This is a genomic window from Streptomyces sp. NPDC020884 (assembly GCF_044333935.1).
Classification (GTDB): Bacteria; Actinomycetota; Actinomycetes; order Streptomycetales; family Streptomycetaceae; genus Streptomyces.
Genome location: NZ_JBIRRY010000003.1, coordinates 729,858 through 742,575 on the forward strand (window position 1 = coordinate 729,858; position 12,718 = coordinate 742,575).

A 12,718-nucleotide genomic window follows, 5' to 3' on the forward strand; every position below is an offset into this window, starting at 1 on the left:
TTCACCTGTCTTGAGCCGCGTTGGGGAGCGACTTCAGGGCGTAGTCCCGCACGACGACGAGGGCCGTGCCGGCCAGGTCGGTCAGGGTGATGTCGAAACGGTCGACGGTTCCACCGCCGTCCCCGCCTCGGTGGCGCAGATGGGCGACGCACTCGTCGGGCAGCGGGCCGTGGATGTCGACGCTCCCGATGGAGAAGGGCAGCAGCAGGCCGCGGCCGTGACCCGCCATCAGCACGCTGACCGCCTGGAACGCGCCGTTGACCAGGGCCGGGGGCAGTACGTCGGCCTCGTGCCGGTCCGCGGCCGACGGCAGCGCCAGCTGCACCACGGCCTCCCCGTCCCGGAAGAGGACCTCCTCGATCACCTGGAACGCGGGTCCGTTGGACAGACCGGCCTCGGCCATGGCGGCGTACACCGCGGAACCGGGCAGCTTGCCCTCGCAGCCCGCGACCACCTCGGCCAGATCCAGCGTCCCGGCCCGGCCCGAGGGCCCGGCAGACACGGGGTCCGGGGAGACCCGGGCCTCCATGCAGATCCGTGCCTCCGGCGGGCCCTGGTCCCGGCCGATCCGGACCCGTACGGAGTCCTCCTCGGGGTGCAGCCGTACGGTCGTCTCCACCGGCTCGTCGGCCACCACGACCGGATGACGCCAGAGCACATCGCGCAGGGAGCGGACCTCCTGCTCCAGGCTGAGCGCCCCCGCGAGCCGGGCCATCTCCAGCGACACCGCGCCGGGCAGCACCCGGTGCCCGTCCACCCGGTGCCCGTCGAGGAAGGCCTCCTCGCCGGTGAAGGCGGCGGTGAAGCGCTGCTCGAAGAGGGTGGAGCGGTTCTGGTGCAGCAGCGGGTGGAGGCGCGGTGCGGCCTCCGCCCGGGGTACGGGGGTGAGCGGCGCGGCCGTGTCGTGCGGCGGCTGCCAGTGCCGCAGCCGCGCGAACGGGTAGACCGGCAGCGGGATCCTGCTGCGGCCGCCGGATGCGGCGAGCCGGTCCCAGTCCAGGTCCTGCCCGCCGACCCAGGCGTCGAGCACCGCGTCGAACCGCCCCGCCCGGTACTGCTCGTACAGGGCGTCCGCGTGCGCGGCCGGGGCGGCCGTGACGCCCCGGCCGAGGTGTGCGACGGGGCGGCCGGCGAGGAAGTCGCCCAGGCCGGCTTCCAGTTCGTCCTGCGAGCGGACGAGGAAGGCGAGCCGCTCCTCGTGGGCGTCCCGTCCCACCCGGAGGGTGTGGGCGACGTCGGCGAGTTCCGCGGGCGTGAGCCGCCGGTCCCGCAACCAGTCCAGCAACTGCGCGGCGATGGAGTGCAGTTGGTCCTCGCGACGGGCCGACAGGGGGATCACCAGGGGGCCGCCGGGGGCCTCGGCGGCCCCCTGCTCGGGCGCCCGGTACTCGCCGATCACCACATGGGCGTTGGTGCCGCCGGCCCCGAAGCTGGAGATCCCCGCGATGCGGGAGCGCGTCGGGTCGACCTCCCAGGGGATGACCTCCTGCGGGACGGTGAAGGGTGTCGCCGTGAAGTCGATCTCCGGGTTGAGGGTGGCCGAGTGGAGCGAGGGGACGATCTCCCGGTTCCGGAGCTGCAGCAGCACCTTGCTGACGCCGGCGATGCCGGCGGCGCTCTCGCAGTGCCCGATGTTCGACTTGGCGGAGCCCAGGTGGCAGCGCGCCGCCCCGGCGTCCGGACCGCCGAACGCCTTGGTGAGCGCGGAGACCTCGAGCGGATCGCCGAGCCGGGTGCCGGTGCCGTGCGCCTCCACGTAGGAGATGTCCCGGGAGTCGACGGCGGCCCGCTCCAGCGCGCGTTCGATCACCGCGGTCTGGGCGTGCGGATTGGGCACGGTGTAGCCGTTGGTCTTGCCGTCGTGGCTGACCGCGGTGCCCTTGATCACCCCGTGGATGTGGTCGCCGTCCGCCTCGGCGCGGGCCAGCGGCTTCAGCAGCACCGCGCCGACGCCCTCGCCCGGGACGTAGCCGTCGCCGCCCTCGCCGAAGGTGCGGCAGCGGCCGTCGGTGGCGGCGAAGCGGTTCTTGCCCAGCATCAGGAACTTGTTGGGGTGCAGGGACAGGTTCACCCCGCCCGCGATGGCCGCCTCGCACTCGCCCGACAGCAGGCTCTGCGCGGCCAGATGGATCGCCACCAGCGACGAGGAGCACATGGTGTCCACCGCCATGCTCGGCCCGTGCAGCCCGTAGTGGTACGAGACCCGGTTGGCGATCGAGGCGGCGCTGCCGTTCAGCGTCGCCATCTCGCCCCGCACCTGCTGCTGCGCGGCGTAGAGCTGGTACTCCTCGTACATCACGCCGACGTACACGCCCACCGGGCGGCCGGTGAGGGAGCGGCGGCTGTATCCGGCGTCCTCCAGGGTGTGGTGGACGCACTCCAGGAAGACCCGCTCCTGGGGGTCCATGATCTCCGCCTCGCCGGGCGAGATGTTGAAGAACAGCGAGTCGAAGCAGGCGGCGTCGTCGATGAACCCGCCCCACCTGGCGTAGGTGGCGTCCTGCCGGCCCGGCTCGGGGCGGTGGAACGGGGCGTGGTCCCAGCCGTCGGCCGGGATCCCCGTGACGCTGTCCCGGCCCTGCCGCAGGTTCGTCCAGAACGCCGCCAGGTTCTCCGCCTGCGGGTAGCGCCCGGCGACGCCCACGATGGCGATGTCCATGCCGCCGTCGGCGGGGCGTTCCGGGGTCCGGCGGTCGGCCGCGTCCCCCCACAGCGGCGACCAGGCCGCCGGGGTGCGCGGGGCGGGGGCGTCCTCGCCGTGCGTTCCGGCCGCGGGGACCCGCGCCGGCTCCTGCGGTCGCGCCACCGCACCGGAGCGCCGGGCCAGCAGCGCGGCCGTCTCGTCCGGGTGGCTCCGGCCGAGCGCCTCGGCCAGTTCCATCACGGTCTGGTTCTCGAAGAAGATGGTCTTGGCCAGCGGACCGAAGTCCTCCTCCAGGCGCTGCGTCAGGTTGATGATGAGAACCGAGTCGATGCCGTAGTTCTCCAGCGCGAGATACGCGTCGATCCGGGCCGCGTCCAGCTTGATCTCGTCGGCGATCACGTCCTTGATCGCCTCGGCCAGCGACTCGGCCTGCCCGGCGACGGCTTCGGGACTGCTCCCGCCGCCCGCGGCGCCGTCGGCCGCCTCCGCTTCGGGCTCCGGCGCGTTGGTGGTCTGCGCCCGCAGATAGCCGCGCAGCTTGGCGGCGTCGCCGACCAGCGGCAGCACCTGGGGTTCACCGCTCGCCACACAGGCGGCGAGCACCCCGAGCCCGGTCGCCCGGTCCAGGACGGCGAGACCCGCGTGGTCGGCGGCGGCCCGCGCCTGCTCGGCGGCCACCCCCATACCGCCGTCCCGCCACAGCTGCCAGTTGACCGAGAGGGTCCGGCCGTGGCGCTCACCGCGGGCCGCCAGCTCCTCGCGGTGCGCGGCGAACCGGTCCAGGAACGCGTTCCCCGCCGCGTAGTCGGCCTGGCCCACATTGCCCAGGGCGCCGGCCACGGAGGAGAACAGCAGGAAGAACTCCAGCGGCAGCCCTGCCGTGGCCTCGTCGAGGGCCACCGCGCCGACGGTCTTGGGCGCGAGCACCGCCCGCGCGTCCTCGGGCTCCTTCGCGGTGATCAGCTTGTCCCGGGTGACGCCCGCACAGTGCAGCACCCCGTGCGGTCCGCCGTGTTCGGCGCTGACCCGCGCGACGAGCGCCCGCACCGCGGCCGCGTCCGTGACGTCGGTCTGCGTGTACTCGGCGACGGCGCCCTGGGCCCGCAGACCCGCGAGCGCCTCTTCGGTACGGACGCCGGGCGCGGACCGGCCGGTGAGGACCAGGCGCACGTCCGGAGCGCTCCGGGCGATCTCGTCCGCCATCAGCAGACCGAGGCCGCCCGCGCCGCCGGTGATGACGTAGACCCCGCCCGCGCGCCACAGCGGCGCGGCCGGCTCCTCCGCCGGGGCGGGCAGCTCCTCCCACCGGCGGACCTCGCGGCGGCCGCCCCCGGCGTACCGGACGACCTGCGCGGTGGGCCAGAGCCGCTCGGCACGCAGCCGCTCGGCGAGGACGACGGCGGGCGGCGCGTCCTGGCAGTCCAGCAGCTGCACACTGACCGCCGGGTGCTCCGCGCGCAGCGTGCCGAGCAGTGCGGCCAGGGCGACGCTGAGGCCGTCCGCGGCGACCAGGTGCACCAGGAGGCGTCCGCTCCGGTGCTCCCGCACCAGTTCCCGTACCTGCCGCAGCAGTTCCACGGTCTGGTCGAGATAGCGCTCGCCGCTGTGTGCGGCGTCCCGGGGAACGCCGGAGTCCAGGGTCCGGCAGTCGGCTTCCGGCAGCGACCGTCCGAGGTCCGCCGCGGTCACCGGGGCCCCGTCCCCGAGCAGCACCGCCCACCGGTCGAGGTGGGCCGGCCGCCCCTCGGGGGCGAGCTCGGGGGGCGACTCGTGCCAGCGGGGAGCGAACAGCAGACGCTCCTCGGCGCCGGGCCGCGTCTCGTAGTCGAAGGTCTTGAAGGCGACGCCGCGCAGCAGGACCGCGGTGCGCCCCTCGGCGTCGCAGAGGGTGATGTCGATCCGCTTCAGCCGGTCCCCGCCGGTGCCGGCGGTGCGCCGCAGATGCGCCCACATCACCGACTCCGTCGGGCGGATGACCTCCACCGCCTCGACGGCGAAGGGCAGTTCGGCGGAGGCTCCGTCGGAGCCCAGCGCGGCGGGGTCGTCCGGCAGGGTCTCCGGGAGGGCCAGCGCGAGCGTCGACTGGAGCGCCGCGTCCAGCATCGCGGGGTGCAGGGTGTAGCCGGAGGCGTCGACCCCGTCCGGCAGGCGCAGGGTGACCAGGGCCTCCTCGGCGCCCCGGTGGACGGTGCCGATGGCCTGGTGCGAGCGGCCGTAGTCGATGCCCATGCCGGTGAACGCCCGGTAGCACCAGGCGCCCTCGACACGGGGGCGGTCGCACCGGGCGCGTACCGCGTCGAGGTCGACGGTGTGCTCCGGCGCGGCGGCCGGGGCGAGGGCGACCTCACCCTGGCAGTGGGTGCCGTCGCCGTGGATCCGGAACGCGACGCTGTCCCGCCCGGCTCCCGGGGTGAGCGTGATGTGCAGATCCCGCGCGCCGTCCCCGAGGGCGAAGGGCCGCAGCCACACCACGTCCCGGACGCTCAGCGCGGTGTCCCGGGCCTCCGCGGGCAGGGCGCTGCGCACGGCGGCCAGCGCCATCTCCAGATAGGCCACGGCGGGCAGCATCGGCTGTCCGCCGACCCGGTGGTCGCTGAGGAAGAACTCCTGGCCGGTGAACGTGCTGGTGAAGCGCAGCCCCTCGAGGGTGGAGCTGTTGCGGTGCAGCAGCGGATGGAGCCGCTCGGCGGCCCCGCCGCCCGCCGGGGCGGGAGTGGGGCCGGTGACCCAGCAGCGCTCCTTGGCGAAGGCGTAGCCGGGCAGCGGCACCCGCAGCGGGGGGCGGTTCCCGTGGAGCTGCGACCAGTCCAGCGCGACGCCCTCGACCCACAGTTCGGCCGCCTTGTCCAGCCGGCGCTCGCGCAGCAGCCGGTCGGTCACGTCGGAGTCGATGAGGTCCAGCAGCATCGACTGCCGCTTCGCCCCCCGGATGTCTCCGGTGGCGATCCGCGGTGAGCCGTGGTCACGCGCGAGATAGGCCTCCAACAGCGCCGCCAGCTCGTCGGCGGAGTCCGCCACGACGGCGAGCCGCCACTCCATCTCCTCCCGGCCCGTCCGGAGGGTGTGGGCGACCGCGTCGAGGCCGGCTCCGTCGAACCCGTTCCGGGCCGCGGCCAGATGGCGGGCGGCCAGCTCCCGCAGCCGCTCCTCGTCCCGCGCCGAGTACACGAAGAGATGGGGCCCCGGGGCCACCGGAGCGGCCCGGTCGTCGATGAACTCCTCGACCACCAGATGGGCGTTGGCGCCGCCCGCGCCGAAGGAGCTGATGCCCGCGCGGCGCGGATGCGCGCCGCTCTCCGGCCAGGGGGCGAGTTCGCGCTGCACCCGGAAGGGGCTGCGCTCGAAGTCGATGAACGGGTTGAGCGTGGTGGCGTGCAGCGACGGGGCGAGCTTGCGGTGCTTGAGCTGGAGGATCACCTTGGTGAGGGCCGCGATCCCGGCCGCGGACTCCAGATGACCGATGTTGGACTTGACCGACCCGATCGCGCAGAACCCGGCGTCGGGGGTCCCGGTACGGAAGGCGTTGGTGAGCGCGGTGACCTCGATGGGGTCGCCGAGGGCCGTTCCGGTGCCGTGCGCCTCGATGTAGGAGACGCTGCGCGCGTCCACCCCGGCGTCCGCGAGGCCGCTGCGCACCAGGGCGGCCTGGGCGTTGGGGTTGGGCACGGTGAAACCGCTGGTCTTGCCACCGGAGTTGAGGGCGCTGCCCTTGATGACGGCGTGGATGTGGTCGCCGTCGGCGAGAGCGCGGTCCAGCGACTTGAGCACCACCGCGCCGACGCCCTCGCCCGGCACATAGCCGTCGCCGCCCTCGCCGAAGCTGCGGCACCGTCCGTCGGTGGCGGCGAAGTTGCCCTGGCTGAGCAGGATCAGCTTGTTGGGGTGGATGGTGAGGTTGACGCCGCCGGCGATGGCCATGTCGCTCTCGCCGCGGCGGATGCTCTCGCACCCCAGGTGCAGCGCGGTCAGCGACGAGGAGCACATGGTGTCCACGGCCATGCTGGGGCCGCGCAGGTTCAGCACGTAGGAGACCCGGTTGGCGATCGCCGCGAACGACGAGGAGACGGGCGTCGGCACGCCCTTGACCTCGCCCTGGAAGAGCTCGTACATCCCGTACATGACGCCGACGTAGACGCCGACGGTGTGGTCCGCGAGGGTGGCGCGGGTGTATCCGGCGTCCTCGACGGCGTGCCAGGCGGTCTGGAGGAACAGCCTCGCCTGGGGGTCGATGAAGTCGGCCTCCCCGGGCGAGATGTTGAAGAACAGCGGGTCGAAGCGGTCCACGTCCCGCACGAAGCCGCCCCACTTGGCGTACGCCTTGCCGGGGGTCCTGCCTTCGGGCGCGTAGTACTGGCTGTGGTCCCAGCGCTCGGCGGGCACCTCGCGGATGGAGTCGGTCCCGGCCGCCAGGTTGTCCCAGAACTCAGGCAGGTCGTCGGCGTCGGGATAGCGGCCGCTGATGCCGACGACCGCGATGTCGTGGGTGGCGGGGCGGGTGTCCCGCGACGCCGCGGGCCGCGCGGCCCGTGCCGGGTCCGGCAGGAACCGGGTGGCCGCGACGGGGGCCGGGGCGGGCGCGGGCGGCTCGGGCGTCTTCTCCTCGGCGCCGCTCATGCCCAGGACGCGCCGTACGTCATCGGCGCGCTCGTCGAGGAAGTGGCCGGCGAGCTCCTCGATGGTGCCGTACTCGAAGAAGAGGGTCTTCGGGAGCTCCCCGAAGTCCTCCTCCATGCGCCGGGTCAGGCTCATCATCATGATGGAGTCGATGCCGTAGACCTCGAAGTCGTCGGTGACGTCGATCTTCTCCACGGCCCGCTTGGTGCGCTCACTGACCATCCGGGCGAGGTAGGCGGCCAGCGGGGACCTCAGCCGGTCCACCGGGACCTCCACCGGGGCGGCGTCCGGGGCGGCGGCGGGGGGCTGTGCCGGGGACCCGCTCGCGGGTTCCGGGTCCGCCAGGCCGAAGGTGCGGCGGATCACCACCGGGTCGCCCGGGGCGTACACCACATGGGCGTCGCCCAGGGTCAGCGCGTGCTCCAGGGCCAGGCAGCCGCGTGCGGACGGCAGCGGGACGATGCCCAGGTGCTCGCGCAGGCGGCGCTCGGCGTCCGCGTCGACCCGCATGCCGCCCTCCGCCCACAGCGGCCAGCCCACCGACAGGGTGCGGCCGGTGCGCTCGCCCGACCTGCGGCGGCGCTCCCGGAGGCCGGCGAAGGCGTCCTGGTAGGCGCCGGCGTAGCAGTAGTCGCTCTGTCCGAGGTTGCCGAGGACCGCGGACATCGAGGAGAACAGGACGAAGAGGTCCAGCGGCTCGTCCCGCAGCGCCTCGTCGAGATGGCGGGTCCCGGCCACCTTGGGGGCCAGCACCGCCGCGACGTCCTCGGCCGGCTTGTCACGCAGCAGCCCGTCGCGCAGCGCGCCCGCGGAGTGCAGCACCCCGTCGATCCGCCCGAAGCGCTCCTTCGCACCGGCGACGAGCGCGTCGACGTCCGCCCGGCGGGAGACGTCCGCCCGCAGATACAGCGTCCGCCCGGCGGGCAGGTCCGCGTCCCGCCAGGCCTTCCCGAGATCCTGTTCGGCGGTGCGCCCGGCGATCACCAGGCGGGCGCCGTAGGTGCGGCTGAGGTGCCGGGCGACGATCAGCCCGACGCCGCCCGCGCCCCCGGTGATCAGATAGACCCCGCCCTCGCGGAACGTGGTCCCCTCGCCGCCGCCCACCTCGGCGGCGCGCAGCGCGGTGCGCCGTCCGCCCTGCCACCGGATGTCGCGGAACTCCCCGGGCTCGGCGTCGAGTTCCTGCCGGATCCGGGCGCCGGAGCCCGGTTCGACGCCCACCGCTCGCGCGGTGACATGCCGGTCCTCCTTCGTCAGGCAGCGCAGATAGCCGCCGACCGCGAGGGCCTCCGGCGCCGGTTCGCCGTCCGCCGGCACGGCATAGGCGTACAGCAGCTCCACCGGGTGGCGGGGCCGGCCTGCGGCGAGGGCACGGGCCAGGGCGTGCACGGTGTAGGGGCCGTCGCCCGGCGCCGGGTCCGCCAGCACGATCCGGTCCGGCCACAGGTCGCGCTCGCGCAGTTCCCGCAGCAGCCGGCTGTGGTCGTCCGGCTCGGCCGGACGGTAGGTGAAGCGGGTGCCGGTGGCGTCGACGGTGAAGCCGTCCCCGGGCACGGCCTCGGCGACGGCCTCCACGTCGGCCGCCGTGACCAGGGCGTCGGGGCCCGGGGCGGCGGCGTGCAGCAGCAGGACGCGCCGGGGCGCCGCGTCGGTCCGGGGGCGCAGGGGCTCGTCCTGCCACCGCCGCGTGAGGAACACGTCCTGCGGCTGGTCGGAACGTGCGTCCTCACGGCCGGCGGAACGGTCGGCGGCACCGTCGGTGGAGCGCACCGTGAAGCCGCTGATCTCCACGGCGACGGCGCCCTCGCGGTCGGCGACCGTGAGGTGGAACGAACGGCTGCCGGCCCCGGCGGCACCGGCCGGACGGGCATGCACCACCGCTGCGGACGGCAGCGGTGCGAAGCACCGCACCGCGTCGACCGCGAAGGGGACGAAGGTGCCCTCCGCATCGGCGAGGAAGGGCCCGATGGCCTGCCAGGCCCCGTCGAGCAACGCCGGATTCAGGATGAAGTCGCCGTCGGCGCCGTCGAGGTCGAGCATCCCGAGCGCGTCCTCGGGACCGTGGGTCAGTTCGGTCAGGGCCTGGAACGCCGGGCCGTAGACGACCCCGGTCTCCGGTGGGGTGGAGGTCTGCGGGTAGCGGGTCGCGCGGTCCAGGCGGGTGGGGCACTTCGCCCGCAGGGCGGCGATGTCCAGCGTCGCGGGCGGAAGGCCGGGGGCGAAGCCCACCGTGCCGGCGGCACAGGTCGTCTCCGCGCCGTCGTCGTCGACGGTGGTGACCGTGAACGTCGCGCTGTCCTCACCCGACGGCAGCAGGGAGATCTCCACCGCCCGATCGGTGACGGGCCGTGTCCACACCACGTCGGTGACCTCGGTGACCTCCCGGCCCGCCGACAGCGAGCCGGCCGCCCTGGCCAGTTCCACCACGGCCGCGCCCGGCAGCACCGGCACGCCGTTCACCCGGTGGTCGGCGAGGAAGAACTCCGCGCCCGTGAAGTCCGAACGGAAGCGCTGGCGGGTGAAGTCGGAGATGTTGCGGTGCACCAACGGGTGCAGCAAGGCAGCCTGTTGGAGGGAGGCGGACGTCCCGGCCGGCAGGGCCGCCGGGGCGGGATCCGTCTCACGCGGGTACCAGTGGGACTCGCGCTCGAAGGGGTAGGTGGGCAGCGGTATCCGGCGCGGCTCGAGGCCGCTCCACTCGGCGGAGAAGTCCACGGTCGCGCCGCCGGCCCAGCCCGCGTCCACGGCGGGACGGTTCGCGGCCCTCCCGCGCTGCACCCCGGGCCCCGCATCGCCGGACTCCGCGAAGCTGTTCAGGGCCTCGATCAGCTGGGCGCGGTCCCCGGCGGTGACGGCCAGGCGCTCCCGCATGGCCTCCCGCCCGGTGTGCAGGGTGTAGGCGACGTCGTCGAGGTCGGCGTCCGGGTGCCGGCCGAGGTGGGCCGCCAACCGCTTCGCGTACTCCCGCAGCTGCGGCTCCCGCTTGGCCGACACCACGAACGTACGGTTCCGGTCGCCGCCTCCGGGGCGCGGCGCTGCGGCCGGGGTGTAGGCATCGACGACGACGTGTGCGTTGGTTCCGCTGAAGCCGAAGGAGCTGAGGCAGGCACGCAGCGGTGCGCCCGGTGCCGGCTGCCACTCCTGCGAGCCGGTGTTGAGGTAGAACGGCGACTGATCGAAGTCGAAGTGCTCGTTGGGCTGCCGGACGTGGAGCGTCGGCACCAGGGTGCGGTGCCGCATCGACAGCAGGATCTTGTGCAGCCCGGCGACGCCCGCGGCGGCCGAGGTGTGCCCGACGTTGGACTTCACCGAGCCGATGGCGCAGTAGGCACGCCGGTCGGTCCAGTTGCGGAACGCCGCGGTCAGCGCCTCCAGTTCGATGGGGTCGCCCAGCTTCGTGCCGGTGCCGTGCAGTTCGGCGTAGCTGATGCTCGTGGGGTCGATGCCGTGCCGCTCGTAGGCGGACCGCACCAGCTCGGACTGACTGTCCAGGTTGGGGGCGGTGATGCCGTTGGTCCGGCCGTCCTGGTTGATGCCGCTGGCCACGATCACGCCGTGGATGTGGTCGCCGTCCCGCTCGGCGTCCACGAGCCGCTTGAGCACCACGGCTCCGGCGCCCTCACCCGGTACGAAACCGTCGGCGCCGTTGTCGAAGGACTTGCACCTGCCGTCGGGCGCCAGCATGCCGGCGGCGCACATGTGCTGGTAGGAGTCGGCGCTCAGATAGAGGGCGACACCGGCGGCCAGCGCCATGTCGACCTCGCCGCTCTGGAGCGCCTGCACCGCGAGATGCACACCGACCAGGGAGGAGGAGCACGCCGTGTCCACCGTGAGCGCGGGGCCCTTGAGGTTGAGGTAGTAGGCCAGCCGCCCGGCGGCGATGGCGTTGCTGACGCTGGTGACGCTGGGCAGTTCCTCCTCCTGCCGCGGTGTCCGCTGGCACAGCAGGTGGTAGTCGCCGCTCGCCAGGCCGAGGTAGACCCCGCAGTTGGCGCCGTTCAGGGTCCGCCGCGTGTATCCGGCGTCCTCGAAGGCCCGGTACGACTCCTCCAGGAAGAGCCGGTGCTGCGGGTCCATCATCTCCGCCTCGGAGGGGGAGATCTCGAAGAAGAACGAGTCGAACCGGTCGATGTCGTCGAGCGCCCCCATCCACCGGCAGTAGATGGAGCCCTCCTTGCCCATCTCCGGGTCGTAGTAGCGGTCGATGTCCCAGCGGGAGCGCGGGACTTCACGGATCCCGTCACCGCCCTCGGAGATCAGCTGCCAGTACTCCTCCAGGTCCCGCGCGCTGGCGTAGCGGCCCGACATCCCGACGATCGCGATCGGGCTGGACGCGGTGTCGTCGCCGCGGTGCTGCTGCTCCCGGCCGCTCCGGTCCCACGGCGCGGCCGAGGTGACGGTCCGGGCGGGGGCGGTGACCGGGGGCGCGGTGGCGGGCGGCGGCGTGGCCGGGGCGGGGGCGGGGGCCGGGGCGGGGGCGGGGCTGGTGGCCGGGGCGGGGGTCTCGCCCCGCAGCAGTCTGGCCGCCTCGTCCGGGGTCAGCCGCTTCTCGCTCAGCGCGACAAGGATCTCCTGGCGGTTCATGGTCTTCAGGCCTCCGTCTTGGGCGTGCTCAGGCGCGCCTCGGCCTGGTGGACATCGATCTGCCCGTCGTAGACCTTGGCGAGCATCTCGGCCAGGTCGTCCGCAGACGGGGGCATTTCCGCGATGACGTACGCGGCGAACTCGCGGAGGTTCGGGTACTGGTAGATCCGGGTCGCCCCGATCGAGGTGCCGAACTCCTCATTCACGACGCGCACCCACTCCACGCCCACCACCGAATCCAGACCCAACTCCGTAAAGCTGCGATCCGGATCCACCTCCTCCACCTCGACGAACAACTCACCCGCCAAACTCACCTGCAACCGCTCCAACACCTCACCGGAAACCACGGCCACCGAGACAGCCACCGGCTCGGCCACCCGTTGCTCCGGCACAGGAGGAGAAGCGACCGGAAGGTCCTGCGACACCGCCCCGCCACCATCCGCCGGAGCCAGCGACACGACATACGCGGCGAACTCGCGGAGGTTCGGATACTGATAGATCCGGGTCGCCCCGATCGACGTACCGAACTCCTCATTCACAACGCGCACCCACTCCACGCCCACCACCGAATCCAGACCCAACTCCGTAAAGCTGCGATCCGGATCCACCTCCTCCACCTCAACGAACAACTCACCCGCCAAACTCACCTGCAACCGCTCCAACACCTCACCGGAAACCACGGCCACAGGCACAGACACCGGCACAGACACCGGCACAGACACCGGCTCACCACCGCCCGCCGGAGTCAACGACGCGACATACGCGGCGAACTCGCGGAGATTCGGATACTGATAGATCCGGGTCGCCCCGATCGACGTACCGAACTCCTCATTCACAACGCGCACCCACTCCACGCCCACCACCGAATCCAGACCC

The 12,718-nt window shown here is 73.4% G+C and carries 2 protein-coding genes; both read right to left on the reverse strand.

The window, feature by feature from the left end; all coding sequences use genetic code 11:
- Position 1: 1 nt before the first annotated feature.
- On the reverse strand, positions 2–11,842 hold the full coding sequence (locus tag ACH4UK_RS14280; protein WP_398356309.1) for an SDR family NAD(P)-dependent oxidoreductase: 11,841 nt from the start codon (positions 11,840–11,842) through the stop codon (positions 2–4).
- Positions 11,843–11,847: 5 nt separating this feature from the next.
- The coding region (locus tag ACH4UK_RS14285) for a phosphopantetheine-binding protein (RefSeq protein WP_398356310.1) at positions 11,848–12,718 on the reverse strand (871 nt) is incomplete at its 5' end.

Excerpts from the sequence above, each read along its gene's own strand:
- ACH4UK_RS14280 (WP_398356309.1), bottom strand. The coding sequence starts at position 11,842 with ATGAACCGCCAGGAGATCCTTGTCGCGCTGAGCGAGAAGCGGCTGACC.